The organism is Streptomyces sp. NPDC014727 (assembly GCF_043083485.1).
Classification (GTDB): Bacteria; Actinomycetota; Actinomycetes; order Streptomycetales; family Streptomycetaceae; genus Streptomyces.
On the sequence record NZ_JBIBYR010000031.1, the window covers coordinates 49,213 to 64,605 of the forward strand.

General features: G+C 68.6%; 13 protein-coding genes and 1 pseudogene. 4 read left to right on the forward strand and 10 right to left on the reverse strand.

The features are described 5' to 3' along the window. Nucleotides 1–7 precede the first annotated feature (7 nt). Nucleotides 8–904, forward strand: coding sequence for a polysaccharide deacetylase (locus tag ACF1B9_RS32360; RefSeq protein ID WP_391746267.1), 897 nt, complete (start codon nucleotides 8–10; stop codon nucleotides 902–904). 281 nt (nucleotides 905–1,185) lie between these two features. Continuing rightward, nucleotides 1,186–1,788: a hypothetical protein gene (locus ACF1B9_RS32365; RefSeq protein WP_391746266.1), complete on the forward strand. Its 603-nt coding sequence runs from the start codon at nucleotides 1,186–1,188 to the stop codon at nucleotides 1,786–1,788. A gap of 50 nt (nucleotides 1,789–1,838) precedes the next feature. Here ACF1B9_RS32365 and ACF1B9_RS32370 read toward each other — a convergent pair whose 3' ends face one another. Both ACF1B9_RS32370 and ACF1B9_RS32375 read right to left on the reverse strand, forming a co-directional pair. After that, nucleotides 1,839–2,438: a hypothetical protein gene (locus ACF1B9_RS32370; RefSeq protein ID WP_391746264.1), complete on the reverse strand. Its 600-nt coding sequence runs from the start codon at nucleotides 2,436–2,438 to the stop codon at nucleotides 1,839–1,841. Next, the gene (locus tag ACF1B9_RS32375) at nucleotides 2,435–3,781 is read right to left on the reverse strand and encodes an ATP-binding cassette domain-containing protein (RefSeq protein WP_391746262.1); all 1,347 of its coding nucleotides are present in this window, start codon (nucleotides 3,779–3,781) and stop codon (nucleotides 2,435–2,437) included. Before ACF1B9_RS32375 ends, ACF1B9_RS32370 begins: the two co-directional genes overlap by 4 nt. A gap of 149 nt (nucleotides 3,782–3,930) precedes the next feature. Between ACF1B9_RS32375 and ACF1B9_RS32380 the strand changes: the two are divergent. After that, nucleotides 3,931–4,175, forward strand: a pseudogene (locus tag ACF1B9_RS32380) (hypothetical protein); the annotation flags it as partial. 144 nt (nucleotides 4,176–4,319) lie between these two features. On the opposite strand, the gene ACF1B9_RS32385 reads toward ACF1B9_RS32380, so the two are convergent. The 3 genes from ACF1B9_RS32385 to ACF1B9_RS32395 are packed head-to-tail and all read right to left on the reverse strand — an operon-like array spanning nucleotide 4,320 to nucleotide 8,173. Continuing rightward, nucleotides 4,320–5,690, reverse strand: a complete 1,371-nt coding sequence (locus ACF1B9_RS32385; RefSeq protein WP_391746260.1) for a DUF317 domain-containing protein — start codon at nucleotides 5,688–5,690, stop codon at nucleotides 4,320–4,322. Between the two features lie 60 nt (nucleotides 5,691–5,750). Continuing rightward, nucleotides 5,751–6,887: a DnaB-like helicase N-terminal domain-containing protein gene (locus ACF1B9_RS32390; protein WP_391746259.1), complete on the reverse strand. Its 1,137-nt coding sequence runs from the start codon at nucleotides 6,885–6,887 to the stop codon at nucleotides 5,751–5,753. Then, nucleotides 6,887–8,173 carry a DNA cytosine methyltransferase gene (locus tag ACF1B9_RS32395; RefSeq protein WP_391746257.1) on the reverse strand — a complete coding sequence of 429 codons (1,287 nt, stop codon included), beginning with the start codon at nucleotides 8,171–8,173 and terminating at the stop codon, nucleotides 6,887–6,889. The genes ACF1B9_RS32390 and ACF1B9_RS32395 overlap by 1 nt, the downstream gene beginning before the upstream one ends. A gap of 359 nt (nucleotides 8,174–8,532) precedes the next feature. Here ACF1B9_RS32395 and ACF1B9_RS32400 point away from each other — a divergent pair, with 359 nt between their 5' ends. Then, on the forward strand, nucleotides 8,533–9,408 hold the full coding sequence (locus tag ACF1B9_RS32400) for an aminoglycoside phosphotransferase family protein (protein ID WP_391746311.1): 876 nt from the start codon (nucleotides 8,533–8,535) through the stop codon (nucleotides 9,406–9,408). A 96-nt stretch (nucleotides 9,409–9,504) separates the two neighbouring features. Here ACF1B9_RS32400 and ACF1B9_RS32405 read toward each other — a convergent pair whose 3' ends face one another. Genes ACF1B9_RS32405 through ACF1B9_RS32425 form a run of 5 tightly spaced genes read right to left on the reverse strand, consistent with a single transcriptional unit; the run spans nucleotide 9,505 to nucleotide 15,367 of the window. Continuing rightward, nucleotides 9,505–10,002 carry a hypothetical protein gene (locus ACF1B9_RS32405; protein ID WP_391746255.1) on the reverse strand — a complete coding sequence of 166 codons (498 nt, stop codon included), beginning with the start codon at nucleotides 10,000–10,002 and terminating at the stop codon, nucleotides 9,505–9,507. A gap of 16 nt (nucleotides 10,003–10,018) precedes the next feature. Then, a complete protein-coding gene (locus ACF1B9_RS32410; RefSeq protein ID WP_391746253.1) occupies nucleotides 10,019–12,154 on the reverse strand; it encodes a site-specific integrase in 2,136 nt (711 codons plus the stop codon). Then, nucleotides 12,151–13,464 (reverse strand): hypothetical protein, encoded by a 1,314-nt coding sequence (locus tag ACF1B9_RS32415; protein WP_391746251.1) that lies wholly within the window; start codon nucleotides 13,462–13,464, stop codon nucleotides 12,151–12,153. Before ACF1B9_RS32415 ends, ACF1B9_RS32410 begins: the two co-directional genes overlap by 4 nt. Then, nucleotides 13,455–13,907: a hypothetical protein gene (locus tag ACF1B9_RS32420; RefSeq protein ID WP_391746249.1), complete on the reverse strand. Its 453-nt coding sequence runs from the start codon at nucleotides 13,905–13,907 to the stop codon at nucleotides 13,455–13,457. Before ACF1B9_RS32420 ends, ACF1B9_RS32415 begins: the two co-directional genes overlap by 10 nt. Further along, complete coding sequence (locus ACF1B9_RS32425) at nucleotides 13,907–15,367, reverse strand: site-specific integrase (protein WP_391746247.1); 1,461 nt, start codon at nucleotides 15,365–15,367, stop codon at nucleotides 13,907–13,909. The genes ACF1B9_RS32420 and ACF1B9_RS32425 overlap by 1 nt, the downstream gene beginning before the upstream one ends. Between the last annotated feature and the right edge of the window lie 26 nt (nucleotides 15,368–15,393).

Below are 15,393 nucleotides of genomic sequence, written 5' to 3' on the forward strand. Positions count from 1 at the left end.
AACCGTCATGACCACCCCCACCGGCGACGCCACCCAACCGGCCGCCCCGATCACCTGGCCGACCGGCTTCCGGGCCGCCGCCAATCTCGGCTTCGACCTCGACGCCGAGGACGTCGCCCTCACCATCGACCGTGGCACCCGGGACCGGCTGTCCGTGATGAGCCACCAGGCGTACGGCGCGCTGACCGGCGTACCCCGCGTGCTCGACCTGCTCGACCGGTTCGACCTCAAGGCGACCTTCTTCGCGCCTGGGTACACCGTCGAGCGCTACCCCGACCTGCTCCGGCGGATCCGCGATGCCGGCCACGAGATCGCACACCACGGGTACATGCACGAGGCGATGGCCGGGCTGTCGTACAAGGAGGAGGCGGCCGTCATCGACCGCGGACTCGAGTCGCTCGACAAGGTGCTCGGCATCCGGCCCGTGGGGTACCGCGCGCCGTTGTGGGAGACGTCGTACTCGACGGCGGAGATCCTGCTCGACCGCGGCTTCCTCTACGACTCCAGCCTGATGGACTCCGACCTTCCCTACGAACTCGCCGAGCGGCCCGGCGACGGCGCCCGCTCGATCGTCGAGATCCCCGTGTCGTGGGCGCTCGACGACTGGGAGCAGTTCGCCTTCGTCCCCGAGGTCTTCGGCCCCGGCGTCATCGAGGACCCCGCCAAGGCGCTGTCGATGTGGACCGGCGAGCTCGCCGAGGCCTACCGCTACGAGTCGTGCTTCACCCTCACCATCCACCCGTTCCTGAGCGGCCGGCTGGGGCGGCTGCGCGCGCTGGAGTCGCTGCTGGAGACGATGGCCGGGTTGCCGGAGCTGTGGGTCACCACGTGCGGGGAGATCGCGGAGCACGTGCGGTCGCTGGAGCTGACGCCGCGGGTGTTCCCGCAGCCGGAGGTGGACTGACCGGAGGATCGACGTATTGCGTACCCCGCTTTCCGGCAGATTCCGCGATCGACTTGGCTTGAGGCAATGCGCGGCACATCCGCACGTTCTCGGGACAAGAGTGTGATCGGAAGATCATTGGCCGCGCTCGCGGTCGTGCAGGTGGACCAGAGCCCGATCGGCGACCAGGTCCCCGAGAAGTCGGTGGGTCCCGTGGACGATGTCGACAAGGGAGCCTGCTCGACCAAGGTGACGAAGGATCTCGGGCAGCGCATCACGCAGGTCAACGCTGTCGGCGTCCGGTGGTCGGGCGCGACGACGGACTTCGTCTGTCGCGCCGGAGCGACACCGCGACGCCGGGCGTCGCGGTGTCGCTCACGGGCAAGGCGGGTGACTGGAAGGCAGGCGGGTCGAGCGCCAAGGAGTCCAAGATGGAGTCGTCGCTCACCGAGAACTTCCCCAGCAAGGGCACCGGCTACTGGGCTCGGAAGACCTGGTTCCGCTTCAAGTCGCCCGACTGCGATGTGCCGGTCCACCCTGCACGAAGGACAGCAGACACACGCCCGGGTCGTCCGGGCCCGCACGACCGCCAACTCCTCGTCCACGAGGACGCCCTCGACCACGACGCCGTCGATCCCGGGAAACCACAGCTTCTCATGCGGCGTGCGCGCCGTCAGCAGCGGCGGCCGCTCCGCTGCACGCACGTCAAGAGCGCGCTGCCGCCGGAGGACCCGGTGGTCGGAGCTCCGGCCCACCTCGTCGAGCGGGTCGGCGAGCTCGCCGCGATCGGCGCGAGTCGGATCCATCTGCGGCTGACCGACGTCACCGACCTCGACGACCTGAGGGTGGGCTGCGGAGACGAGGGTCACGTGGTGGTGAAAGCCGTGGTAGGTCCGGCCTCGTAGTCGCCAAGGCCGAGGGCCTGCTTCATAGATGACCGCGTACTCACGGTCGATCACGGAAGCTCCGCCCCTTCAAGGAGGCGCAGATCCTTCAAGGGCTCCGAAGAGCGCCGCAGGGGACGGCGAAGCCCCCTGACCCGCGGCGTACACGTTTTGACTGCGCCGCATGGGGGCGGACGGTCCGCGGTGACCACGTGGACGTGGTCGTATCCGGTCTTGGGCAGGAAGCGGGTGGCGCGGTCGGTGACGGCCGGGTCGATGTCGAGGGTGGTGACGCTGCCGGTCGGGCCGACGAGTTCGGCCATGAGGGCGGCGTTGTAGCCGCCGGAGCCGCTCCAGGACACGGTGGCCAGGCCGGATGCGGGCAGCTTCGAGCATGTCGGCCTGCAGCCAGGGCGCAGAGATGGAGCTGATGATGCTGCCGTCGTCGCTGTGGCGGGTGGCGACGATGTCGTTGGCGTACGCCTTCTGGATCGGTACTTCGGGGGCGAAGGCGTGCCGGGGCACGGCATGCAGGCCTCGTCGACCGCGGGGCTTCGGATGTGACCCGCCTCGGCGAGCTGGTCGGCCAACTGGTGGCGCAGGGCGCGTGCTTCATCGAGGTCGGTGGTGAGGAGTGTCGTCACGGCGGGCCTTTCGGGTGAGCGGGTCATGCGGGATCCGCGACGGTGGGTGCGGCAGGGTTCGGGATGCTGGCGGTGGGGGCGTACTGGGCGGCTTGTGTGTCGAACATGGCGGCGTACCGGCCGCGCGCGGCGGTGAGTTCGTCATGTGTGCCGTGTTCGGCGAGGTGTCCTTGGCTGAGGACGTAGATGTGGTCGGCGTGACGGACGCCGGACATGCGGTGGGTGACCAGGACGACGGCCCGGTTCGGGGCGGCGAGGCGGCGGATGCGGTCGAAGGCTTCGATCTCGGCTTCGGGGTCGAGGGCGGAGGTGGGCTCGTCGACAATGAGGATGCTGTCCGCCTGCGATGTTGAGCTGCGCCAGTGGGTGCGGGCGAGGCCCACTTTCTGCCATTCACCGCCGGAGAGTTCGATGGCTCCGCGGAACATGCGGCCGAGCATGCTGTGCAGGCCGTTGGGGAGTTTGGCGGTGATTGGCCCGGCTCCGGCGAAGTCGACGGATGTCTGCAGGTCACGGGTCGAGGCATCGTGGCCGGGGCGGCCGATGCGGATGTTCATCGCGGCAGTTACGGGCCAGCGTTGGAAGTCCTGGGTGAGAAGGGAGACGCGGTCGAAGACCTGGGAGCGTTCCAGCTCGGTGATGTCTGTCTCACCCCATTTCACGGTTCCGTCGTGGGGGAGCAGCAGCCCGGACAGGATCTTCATCAACGTGCTTTTGCCGGAGCCGTTCTCGCCCACCACGGCGGTGACCGACCCCATGGGGAAGGTGAGCGTCACGTCGTCCAGGGCCGGTGCGTCGCGGTCGGGATACCGGTAGGTGACGTGTTCCAAGGAGACCTGCTTGACCTGGGCAGGGACGGGACTGCCGGTCTGCGGGATGGCGCGTTGGGTGGCATCGACCAGGAACTGTCCGTGGTCCCTAACGTAGAGGGACTCTTCGTGCAGCTGGTTGATGTTCATCACCAGGGCGCCCAGGCTCGCTGACCCGGTCCGTACCGCGATCACGGCGGTGCCGGCGACGGCGAGGCTCATGTGCCCGGCGACGATCAGCCAGATCATGCTTCCGTAGGTGGCGGCCATCGCTAGTCCGGACAGCGCGGAGGCGACCCATTCGGTGATGGCTTTGCTGGAGGCCAGGCGTTCCTGTTCCGCTTCTGCGCTCGCGGCCATGCGCCGGTACCGGTCGAGGAGGAAGGGACCGACGGCGTGGATACGTACTTCTTGGGCGGCTGTTCGCTCGGTGAGGAGGTTGCCGATGAGACGGCTGGCCCGCAGGTGCTCGATCCAGCTCCTTGCGCACCACAGTCTGGTGATCCAAGCGCACCCCCAGCGACCGCTCCACACGGTCCAGTACGGCTTCCACGGGCTCATTACGCAGATTCACCGAACGCAACGTCATAGGCCCGAACGTACCAAGTGCCCGCCACGGCGCGCCGAATCCGGATGCGGCGTTGGGCGCGGGCGTCGTCACGAAAGGCGCGCTTCTGCCGGTGGCTGGGATCTGGCCACCAGCGGACCTTTATCAGCGTTTGCGGAACTTCGCCTGGTTCTGTCCGCCTTGGCGGAGCAAGCTCTTGGTCTACCTGAAGGTCGACCCGAAGCACGTCGATCTCGTTCCTGGGTTCACCCTGGGCGTGTCCGGGCTCGGCCACCACGGGACGGGCGACTTGGAGGTGCAGCCCGCACGCCGAGGGACGTGGAGCGGGCGCAGGATTCCGCGCGAGCTACGCAGCAGCGTGATCGCTCGCCGGCACCTTGGCCGTGAGCGTCTCGCGGTTGGTCGGTGGTCGTCGGGTGGAGCCTTTTGACGTATGGGCAGGTCGTGGTGGTGGACCAACAAAATGATGCGCGGGATCGCCGGTTTGGCTAACCGGTGATCCCGCGTTGTTCTGCTCTGGCGTGCCGGTAGTCAGCGTGTACGGCTGGCGGCGGGGCTGGCCATGACCGCTCGGACGGCCGGGGACGTGGTGCCAAGGCTCGTCCTGCGTTCGCGGCCCGTGGCCTGCTTCTGGCGGGTGCCGGTTCCGTGGGCGAGGTTCTCGGAGAGGTCGGCCAGCAGCGAGCTGGGCGTGTACGGGGACGCGGTGAGGGTCCAGGCGGGGTGGTCGGGGTTCGGGCCGGCCCAAACGGTCCAGGTGGTGAGGGTCTGGTTCGGGTGCTGGGCGGCGAAGGCATCGAACTGGACCCCGGCGTCTCCCGTGGGGGAGGTCCAGCGGATCCATCGCCCGTCCACGGTGTGTCTCCACCCGGCTTCGGAGAGGGGGTGGGTGGCGGCGGTGACGGTCTTTTCGCCCACTGGGGAGCCGAGGGCTGTGTCCCAGCTGTCGGCATCGGCGAGGTGATCCAGAAGCCCTTGCAGCATGGGGGTCGGGGTGGCCCCGGTCGCTGTGAGGACCCACATGCGGTCGGAGACGGGTGTCTCGTACGCCGCCACGGTCCACGCCGTCTCGTGGGCGGGAGCGTCGTGGATGCGTTCGATGCGCAGGGTCTGATCCTCGTGGATGGCGTGGGTCGTCTCGTCGGACCAGGTGCGCCACTTCTGCCAGTCGCCGTGAGCGTCGAGGAATGCGTCCAGGAGGGCATCGTGGTCGCCGGCGTCGGCTGCGTAAGCGGGGACGGTTTCCGGTTCTGGGCGCGGAGGCTCAGCGCCGACGGTAGGTATGCCGAGTGAGATTCGGGCTTGGGCGGTGGCTCGCTCTGTGTCGGTCAGGGGTGCCGGGCCGGGCCGCATGGCGGCGCCGTGGGCCTTCTCGAAGGCGACCAGGGCCCCAGCGGGCGAGTCGAAGGTGTCGGCGATCTGCCGTAGGTGGTTCTCTCCGTGGAGGTAGACGCTCTTGCCGCCGCTGAGGTAGGTGCCGACCGCGACGGTGGTGTGGCCGTCCTCGGCGTGGGCGTGGATGAGGAGCTGGCCGTGGCGGATGTCGTCATGAATCTTTTGGGCCTCGTTGGAGACCTCGCGGATCTCGCTGCGGGTGCACCAGGGCATCGGGTAGTTGGCCCAGGTCCATTCCTCGTCCATTGCTTCCCGGAGCCGCGGGGTGATCTCGACGGTGATCCCGTCAGCGGCCAGTTGTTCGGCCGCCTTCTCGGCCCAGTAGGGCTCCTCGTGATCGATGCGGGCGAGAACCAGGGTGTTCTTGGCTACGACGGTCCAGTCGGCGGCCTCCAGACCCAGGTGGGGGATGTGGGCCTGGGAGCCGGTCAGGAAGGCGGTCACGGCACTGGAATGGTTGGGGTGGACGTCGAGGCGGACGTGCGCATCGATGGATGGTGTCGTCATGAAGGGGCTCTCTTCTGCCGGTTGCCGGGTCGCAAGGGCCCGGCAACCGGCGGGTGGGGGTCAGCGGGAACTGCGCGCGGCGGACGGAGTCGTGGTCCGCGGCGGACCGGCTCGGGGCACGCCCGTGGCTCTCGTGGCCCTGGCGCGTCCGGGCCGGTCGGCCGGTGCGAGGGAGGGGGAGGGGGAGGCGGCGTGCTGCCATCGGGTACGCACGGCTGACAGGTCGGCGAGAGCGCGGCGGCTGCCGACGACGAGTTGGTACGGCGTGGTGGCCGCATCGTCGGTGAACGCCCCAATGGCCCGGCCCGCTTGGTGTGCGGCGGTGAGGACGGAGCGCTGCACGACGCGCTCGCCCCAGTGCTCGGGGGAACCGACCGATCCTGCGAGGAGGTCCAGCAGCTCTCGCGGATCGGCCGCAGGGCCGAGGAGCCCGCGGTGCTGTGCCTCCCACAGGACGGTCACGGGGTCGACGGGCGTGCCGCGCCGGGCCAGGGTCGTCAGGCACTGCCACAGCCCGGCGTGCAGCGGTTGCGTGAAGTCGCCGGGCGTCAGCCACCGCATCTGCTCGATGCCGCTGGGGTACGCGGTCGAGGTCGCGAGCAGCAGCCGCTCCTCGTCGATCGCTTCCTCGTCCTGGGGCGTGGCCGGCGCAGGAACGGAGGTGCGGGGCAGGGACCCGGCGTGCGGGGGGAAGCGGGCAGCGACGTCGTCCACCACGGTGGCCACGGCGTCGGCCTCATCGAGGGTGGTGGCCACGCGCTGCGGGAGCGAGGTGTCCCCAGTGGTGTGCATGAGGCGCTGGGCGGCGGCGGCCAGACGGCGCCGGCAGTGTTCCGCCTCGATCATCCGGGCGTACGCGGGCGCGTGCCGGGTCCACGGGCAGACCTGGATCAGGCTGTGCAGGTACGGCGCGGACAGCCCGCGCGCTTCCTCGCGAGCGGCGGTGAGCACGGCGTCGAGCCACTTCGTGTTCTTCGCGTGCTCGACCGGGTCGGGGGCCGGCAGGGAGCGGATCGCGTCGAACAGGGCGGCGTGGGCGGCGGTGGAGAACGCGTCGGGGCCGATACCGGTCACGTCGCGAAGGCGTTGCGGTTCGAGCAGGAGAGCGCCGAGGAGGGCCTGCTCGACGTGGAACACAGGGTGCGGCCGTGGGATCGCGTCGAGGTCGTCCTCGTCGGGTTCGGGGGCGTGCGGCATTAAGCGGCCAGGGTGAAGTCGTTGGGATTGAGGGGGACATCCAGGTGCGGGGCGAGCAGATGGGCGGCGAGCAACGGGGGCACGGCGTTGCCGATCTGGGAGAACTGCTGGCCCTTGTTGCCGGCCCAGGGGCAGTCGGCCGGAAAGGTCTGCAAGAGGCCGGCCTCGCGGGCGGTGATTCGGATCGGCTCGGGAAATGCCAGCGCGTCCGTGTCCCTGACTGGGGGTGCGGTGGGCTCGGCGACCCAGGTGCACTCGTTCGCCCGGTGGCCGAAGAACAGCGTGCCCGCCGGCTCGGACAACGAACGGATGGTGGCGTTGGCCTGGTTGTTGCTGCGCAGGGACCAGGACCAGCGGTGCGCCTCGGCGGTGAACGTCGGCGCCGGAGCGTCGGCGGCAGGGTTCTCGCGGGTACCGTGCCGTGCCGCCCATCCGGCGCCTTCGCGGCGGGACTGCAGGACCACACCGTCCGCCCGGGGCGTCCAGGTGCCCCGCTCCCGGGCGTCTGAAAGCGCCTTGCGGGAGCCCGAGGGGAAGGGTTCGGGCCCGCCCCCGGGTCCGCCACCGGCGCAGACGGTGGGGACGGGGCGGTCGGTCGCGCCCCACCCGAGGGCCTCGGCCATGCTGACCCAGCGAGTGCGGCCCGGGCCGAACAGTGAGTCCGGTTCGGCTAGTTGAGCGTGCGTGGGCGTGGGCGGTTGCGCCGTGCGGACGCGGGAGGCCAGGAGTATCGCTCGCCTTCTGGTCTGCGGGACGCCGAAGTCGGCGGCGTTGAGGATCCCGTACCAGACGGAGAATCCCCACCCGCGCAGGACGGCCGCGTACTGCTTCCACAAGGGCAGAACGTCTGGCACTTCCTCTATGGCGACCCAGTCGGGATCGCCGACCGTGTTCAGGGCGTAGAGGTAGCGCATCGGCTCGGCCGCGAGCAGAGAGCGCTCGTCGCGGCAGGCGGCGAGGAGGCGTTCACGGGTGTCGCGTCCGACGGCGAGGTCTTCGACCGCCGCGTGCACCAGTGGCTGGTCGAGCAGGCCCAGGCGCTTGCCCGCCATGCTCCACGCCTGGCACGGCGGGGAGGCGATCACGCCGCGGGTGCGGCCGATGAAGGGCCGCGTCGGATACATCGCCACGTCGGTACGGATGGTCAACTGACCAGCCGCAGAACGTGTTTTGCACGCCCACTGATCCCATTCCAGCCCGACGTCCCGCACACCGAACACACTCAGAGCGGTGCTCCAGCCGCCCGGCCCGTTGTGACGGCAGACGCCGTGTCCCACGCAGGTCATGTCGCTTTACGCGTGGGTCGAGAGTCTCTGTCGTGTCGCGTTACAGAGAGGCATGTTGTCCCTTTATGCTGCACGACTGCGTGACCGAGATCACGTCTGCGTGGGGGTGGTACGTCAGATGGAACGATAAGTGAAGGTGTGGGTTCAGGCACAGGGGCCTTCCGTGTAGAGGGCGTTGGGGAGATCAGTGGTGCCGATGGCGAGGGGCCGTTCACGGGTGCCGCTGGCCTGTGGTTTCCCAGCTCGCTCAAGGCCATTTCCCAGGCGACTGGTGATCGTTCAAACGGCCCCATCCCGCGGAGCGGCGTCGATATGCGTGTGCATGGCGGCAGTTCGGGGTGCAAGCTACCGGGATGAATATGGAAGAGGTCGGCGCGGTGTTGGTAGGTCGATTCGGCCCTGAAGCCGAGGGTTGGCTCGCCGAGGTTCCGAACCTCGCTGCACGGCTGGCTGCGCGGTGGGGGTTCAAGCTGGGTGAGCTGTTCGAGAGTGGAGCCTCCTCTGTCGTTTTGCGCTGTCAATGGCGTGACGGGAGGCCAGCGGTTCTCAAACTCAGCCCGGACCGGGCACTGTTGACCAAGCAGGTGGAGATGCTGCGCGTGTTCGCGCCGTCGGGTCGGGTGCCGGCCGTCTTGTCTGCCGACGCGGAGGCCGGGGCGATGGTGTTGGAGGAGGTCCTGCCCGGCACCGTGGCCGACGACATGCCGCAGACGTCATTGCCGCAGCAGTGGGGCGAGTTGCTTGCCGCCTTGCACGCCGTGGCCCCACCCGCGCACTGGCCACTGGATCTGCGCGGTCGGTTTGACGAATCCTTCGCCCGGATCGGTCGGCGGCTGTCCGAGCCGGCCATCGGCGCACGGATCGACCAGGCCGCCTGGCAGCGGGCGATACGGCGCTGTGAGAGGTTGCTGGACAGTCAGGCCAGGCTCGTGTTGTTGCACGGCGATCTGCACCTCGGCAACGTCCTGGACGGTGGCCCGTCGCGCGGTCTGATCGCGATCGACCCCAAGGCATGCGTAGGCGACCCATGCTTCGACGCCGTCGACTACGTGGTGGCCGGCGCCGGACAAGAGGGTGTCGAGGCCCGTTGCCAGCGGGTGGCGACCGCGTGCGGGCTCGATGGGGACCGGTTGTATGCCTGGAGCCGAGTGATCGCACCAATGGCAGCCATCGCGCACCTCACCTATGACGGCCCAGAGCCGGCGATCGACGAACTACTCGCCCTGTCTCGCTGATCCCACGCGAGTATCAGTTCGGACCGGCGAGGGAGTACGGCACGCCATGCCAGCGGGCTCCCTCGCCGTGTTCGGACACGTCGATCAGCGTCAAGTTCAGCTGCATGATCCGTACGGGGCGGCCCCGGGGCGGGCGGCTGGCAGGCGGCGGACGTTGCCGAGGGCTGCGGCCTGTTCCCGTAGACGCACGATCTCGTCGTGCTGTGCGGCCAAGCGCGAGACGGCGAGCTCCTTGAACGTGGTGAGCTCGGCAACGGTCTCGTCCCGCTGAGCCAGGCGTTCCTTAAGCTCGGCGACCTTGGTCTTGAGCCGTTCGATCTGCGCGATCCGTGGGTCGACGACCTCCCCGGCCTCCCGCAGAGTACGAAGGCGCCGCTCAAACTCTTCGGCAAGGTGCTGGTAAGGGCCAGGGCGGGTGGTGCCGTCACGGTTCTTCTTCGGGTAGAACGCGGTGCGGGTCACCCCGGCTGCGACGGCCAGTGTCTTCAAGTCGCAGCTGCCGCCGGGCGGGAGGTCACCCTTCAGGAGCCGGTCCATCGCGGCCCGGACGGCCTCCTCGTTGCGGGCGCGGGTCTCTGCGCTGATGCGAGCCATGAGGCGGGGTTTCTCCTTACGCGGCGTCGATCGAGGCCAGGACCTTCATGTCCCGATCCAGGTCGGCCTGCAGTCGGGCCTTTTCGGTCTTGTGGTTGCGGCCGATCGACTCGATGAAGACCTGCTTGGTCCGCACGCTCTCGGCCCACACAGGGCGGTGGCAGGGATGGTGGGTGGCCTGCGGGCAGCGGGCGGAATCGCACATGCCCGCCAGCGGCTTCGTCGCGTTCGGGGTGCCGGCCAGCTTCAGGCACAACGCCTTGGAAGGGTCGATGAACCAGCAGTAGTTCGCCACTCCCAGGTGCAGGACGCCGGCGACCTCGGCGAGGAGCGCTCTCACCTCCTGGTCGCTGCCGACGACCGTGGGGTCCTCGGCGGCAGCGCGGGCCAGCTTCCCGTCGACGCTGGCGAAGAAGCTGATCAGATCGCGGGCGCCGGGACCTGACGGCATCTCGCCCTGCTGATAGCGCCGGTACTCGGCCAGCACGAGGTCCTTGTTCCGCTCTGCCTCCTCGGCGTTGACTTCCGCGAGGAACTTGGCCTGTGCCCCGCCCGGACGGGCCGCATAGCCTTCCGTTGTCACCACAGACAAGTGCTTGAGCTGTACTTTTGCGGCCAGCAGGCCACCGGGACGGTAGGCGATCTCCAAGGCGAGTGTGCGCCTGAGCATCCTCGCAGTCAGTTGTCCCTCCGGGATCGGAGCCAGTCCCAGAGCCTGTCCTGCGGGGCCGTTGACCCACTGACGGAATAGCGCGAAGCGGGCGCGGTCGAGTGGCGAGGCGAGAAGGGGATCACCGATCTCGGCGTTCGGCCCCAGGAGTTGCTCGGCAACCTCCGCCGCCTGATACGCCTCCCAAATCACGACCCACTCGTCGGGAACGCCGCCCAGAGGTTTTCCTTTGACGACCCGGCTCGCCAGCTTGTACCTCTTCAGCCCCGGGCCGGCCTCGATCGGGGGAACGCGGCATCCCACATTCATCTCGCGCAGTTCGCTCTGGCGCATACCGGAAAGCGCCACGATGACCACGTGCGAGGCGGTCTTCACCACGCCGGTGAGCGCCCGCAGGCCACGCTCAGAGAGTGGCTCTGACCAGGGCACCTCCCCTTGGCTGTCGGCCCGCTCCACCATGCTGGCCCCGCGGCAGAACGGCTCCTCGATCCCCACTGCCTCCACGGCTTCCTCCAGCACGTCGCGTACAGACTCCAATGTGGAAGGGCTGATCTCCCTCCGGCCGCCTTCTGCGGCGAGGGCGTAGAGGTTGATCTGGCTCAACGGGTCGTCCTTGCTGATCCACGTCCGCGCCTTGGCCCAGTTGATGTTCCGGTCGAAGGGACGCTGCTCTTCGACGTGGCGGCGGATGACCGCCTCAAGCTCGTCCAGATCAATACGTGCTGCGGGCAGCGCTGCCCGATGGGCGACATAGCGCCGCTTGGTGTCAAGTTCGCGGAGCAGAGGCGGGGCCAGGGTCTGGACGAGGTAGAGGGCTGCCGCCAGGAGCGGCTGGAACGTCGGGTCTGCGACCGGAGGCGTCTTGTTCGCATTGCTGCTGGGCTTGCTGGTGGCCTGTCCCGGGAATGGCCGCAGTCCGGGGTGATAGCGGTCGGTGGTGAACAACTCGCTGTAGCGGGCCAGCCCGATGATCGTCAGCTCGACGGCCCTGCGGACGCTGGGGCGGTCGTGTCTCTTCTTGCCGTTGGGGCGGTGGGTGGCGCGGTATTGGGCGAAGGACTTGCAGTGATGATCGGTGACCTCGCCGAGCTCGGCGACCCCTTGGGCGGTCAGCCAGTTCAGCCACCGGACCAGCTCCAGAAGTTCGGCGTACAGGCCGTTGACGACGCGGACCGTCCGGTTGGCGTATGGCAGCGTGCGGACGGCTTCGTGCCCGGGAGCCATCTGCGCGGCGATGTACTCCTTGGCCACCGTCTTCCACCGCTCATTGATGATCCCCGAGAAGTCCAGGCGCCGTGCGCACTTCGACACGTAGGCGGGGATCCCAATGACCTGGGTGAAGACCCAGACGTCGTCCTCGAAGACCGGGCGGGCTGCCCCGATGGGGAGGACGAAGCCGGCCAGGCCGCACATGTCTGCCTCGGCGAAGGGCGACGCTGCAGTGCCGGGCGGCGAAGCCGCGGTCTGAGGGATGATGCTCACAGGGTGCTCTCCTCGGGCAGGAGCGGTATCTCGGCGTCGGTGTCGGTGACTTGGGCGGCAGCCGCAGCGAGCTGCGTGGGGTCGTACTTGATCAGGACGTCCTCGATGCGCTGGGCATAGTGGCCGAAGACGGCCATGAACTGCGCGGCGGGCATCTGCTGCCACTGCCGGGCGAAGAACGCCTTCATGCGCAGGAGGTTCGCCGCGTGCCGCGGCGTGAACAGGGCGAGTGGACACAGCAGGCACACCCAGGGGCGGGCCGGGCACGGCTTTCCCTTCGGGCCGTGCACTCCCGCGGTCGGATCGGCGCAGGACGCCACGAACACATCGCGCTGCCCACCCACGAGCTCGGCGATCGCCCGATCGTCCAACTCCAGTTCGCTGACCAGCTGCGGGAACTGACGGGCCAAGTCGGCGACCTGCTCGTTCGACAGCACCATGGGCGGCTGGCCCCGGCGGAGCAGATCGCCCTGGGCCTGCTCGACGATGTCTTCCAGGGCGTTCTGCTGGGCCTCGGTCATCGCGGACAGGTAGTGGTCGCCTTCCACTCCCGGGGTGTGGTTGGGGTCGATCGTCGAGCGCCGACTGCCGATCCAGGAAGAGCGGTCCCGGTGGGACTCGAACGTCGTGCGGATCCGGTGACGGTGCACCGTGACCGGCGCCCCGTTGGCGTCGACCACCCCCGCGTCCCGGGACCAGTCGACGATGGTGGACTTGTAGGGGCGCCCGTACCTCCACGGTCCGAGTCCCTCGTCGCCCGCGCGGCGCGAGGTGTAGGCGAGCCACAGCCACAGCCCGTTGCGCAACTGGGGTGGGCAGTGTGACCTCGCCAGTTCGGCATACTCGAGCCAGCGCTCCAGCAGCCGCACTGCCTTGCTCGGCAACGTGATGCTCTCCTCGGACGTGCGGCCCTTGATGTAGCGGACCAGCACCGCGCTGTCGCCGGCCCAGTCAAGGCCGTCGAGGCCCAGATCGGCGATGCCGTCCGGCACGATGCCGGTGTACACGCCGAACAGCACCTGGTAGGCGATGACGACGCGAGGGCTGGGGAAGAGTGCTTCGCGTGCTTCCACGAAGAAGTGCTGACGGTCACGGCCGATCCGATGGCGCATCTCCTCGTACGACAAGCCGACGCGCTCGCCCAACTCCCGTGTCGTCACCGGGCCGCGGTGCACCATCAACCAGAAGATGTTCTCCCTCGTCCAGCCGTGCACGTACGGGTCCGAGCCCGCCTGCGCCGTTGCTCTGGCCGCCCGGTAAGCAGCCCATGACTCCTTGACGATCGTGCGGGCTGCACGTGTCAGCCCCACCCAGGCAACTTCGTCGTACGGTGGCAGCGGCTCACTGTTCGGATGCCGGTTGTACAGACGCCCTCGGACAAGTTCCCGCACATCCGGCGCCAGCACAGAGGTCTCGGCGTCCAGGGCAGCGAGCATGCGGCGGCTCTCCGACTCCCGCCGATTTCCCGCTCCCACCACAGCGCTGCGAGTCCCGTGCGGGTCAGCTCGGCGACCCCGCCCCGATGGCCCCGCCTATCCAGTTCGACGACGAACCAGTCGATGGTCCCCTTGTACTTCTCCGCGGTTCGATGCGAGTCACCCTGGCCGTTCGGGTGCATGAGGTAGACCAGGCCCGTCAGCAACTCGCGGACGAGTACGGGGTTCACCGAGTCGTCGACGTTCAGGGTCGACGTGGTGCCGCGGGTGAAGGTGCAGGACAGTCGCAGAGGGTTCTCCAGGATCTCCGCGGGCATCAGATATCGTCCTCATCGAAGTCGTCGAACTCGGCATCGGCCTCGTGTTCGGCCTCGGCGAGCAGACCGTGGTCGTGGCCCGCGCGCTCGTATGCCTCGCGGTAGATCCGGGTGGTATCCAGGCGCCGGAGGTACACCTCCGTGGTGAGGGTGCTGGTATGACCGAGGAGGTCACGCAGGATCATCACCGGGTCGTTCTTGCGCAGGTAGAGCGCCAGGGCCGCGTCCGCGTCGGTGTCCCTGACGAGCTTCGCGACCTGGGCGTAGTAGCCGCCGATCAGCATCTCCAGGGTCCTGATCGCGAACGTGTGACGGCATCGGTGCGGGGCCGTATGCGGGAAACGCGGATCGAACCGATTCCTGATCCGCTCCGAGGTCCGCTTGAAGACCGTCGGCCAGTCGCGAAACGGACTCCCATCACTCTGCACGGCCAGCAGCATCGATCCGCCGTCCGGCCGGACCAGACACCGGCGCTCCCGAGGCGTCAACTCCGCCCACAGCACACGCTCGCCATCGACCCGGCCACCGACCTCGTCCGCCTCGGTCACCACCAGAGGCGAACCCCACTTGGCCGGCGGTATCCACGACGAGCGAGCCACCGCCACAGCGCGCTGCAGCCGCAAGTACTGGTGAAGCCGGGCGAGCGCGTCGTATGTCGTCCACGTGGTGCGGAACTTCCGGCCCTTCGTGACGCCGGGCGGCACCGGCACCCAGATCGGCAGCTCTGTCCGGCGGGGTGGCAGAGGCGGCACCTCGCACTCCAACATGTACGTGAACTCCTGCCGCCGCAGCCCGCTGGACAAGACATAGCTGCCCACCGCCGCGTTGCGTGCCGTCGTCCGGCCCCGGTAGAGACCGTCCTCGGCGCCGTCCGGGCGTAGACCGCCCAGGCCCTTCAGGAACGTGTCCTCGAAGTCCTTCTCGAAGTACTTGATCGTCACGTGCGGCTTCGGCATCCGCCGCTTGGAGAGATTCACCGACTGCAGGTGCACCTGGTCGCCGTACGCCGTGACGGCCTGCTTGTAAGTGAACGGCACCGCCGTCGTGAGTTCTTCGTCCTGGGCCCACCCGTAGAACAGGGACAGGATGCTCATGTGCTGGTTCCAGGTGGAGGCGGCGAACCGTTCCTCCAGCGGGCCGCACGCGCGGTGGACTGCGTAGGCGCTCAGACCGCGCCTCAACTCGCTGCGGGCGTCGAAGAGTTGGATGCCCCGGCTGGCCAGGAAGAGCGTCCAGTCCCGCACAACCCGAACGTAGGTCTCCCAGGAGTTCGGGGCCGGGCATCCGTTCGCCGGGAGTTCCTGGGCCCACCGGTTGATCACGGTCGTGACGCGCGGGCCAGCCGAGTCTTCGAAGAGGAGGTCGTCGTCAAGCAGGATCGGCATCTGGTCCGGGATGACCGGTTGGCTCGACAGCCCCCAGGACTCCCAGGTGTCAGACGAGAAGAACGTCATCAGCATGGCGGGGACCGTACCTATGCGACTCA

Coding starts and splice junctions, on each gene's coding strand:
- ACF1B9_RS32360 (WP_391746267.1), top strand. CDS start 8: ATGACCACCCCCACCGGCGACGCCACCCAACCGGCCGCCCCGATCACC.
- ACF1B9_RS32370 (WP_391746264.1), bottom strand. CDS start 2,438: ATGACCCGCTCACCCGAAAGGCCCGCCGTGACGACACTCCTCACCACC.
- ACF1B9_RS32375 (WP_391746262.1), bottom strand. CDS start 3,781: ATGAGCCCGTGGAAGCCGTACTGGACCGTGTGGAGCGGTCGCTGGGGG.
- ACF1B9_RS32385 (WP_391746260.1), bottom strand. CDS start 5,690: ATGACGACACCATCCATCGATGCGCACGTCCGCCTCGACGTCCACCCC.
- ACF1B9_RS32390 (WP_391746259.1), bottom strand. CDS start 6,887: ATGCCGCACGCCCCCGAACCCGACGAGGACGACCTCGACGCGATCCCA.
- ACF1B9_RS32395 (WP_391746257.1), bottom strand. CDS start 8,173: ATGACCTGCGTGGGACACGGCGTCTGCCGTCACAACGGGCCGGGCGGC.
- ACF1B9_RS32400 (WP_391746311.1), top strand. CDS start 8,533: ATGGAAGAGGTCGGCGCGGTGTTGGTAGGTCGATTCGGCCCTGAAGCC.
- ACF1B9_RS32405 (WP_391746255.1), bottom strand. CDS start 10,002: ATGGCTCGCATCAGCGCAGAGACCCGCGCCCGCAACGAGGAGGCCGTC.
- ACF1B9_RS32420 (WP_391746249.1), bottom strand. CDS start 13,907: ATGCCCGCGGAGATCCTGGAGAACCCTCTGCGACTGTCCTGCACCTTC.
- ACF1B9_RS32425 (WP_391746247.1), bottom strand. CDS start 15,367: ATGCTGATGACGTTCTTCTCGTCTGACACCTGGGAGTCCTGGGGGCTG.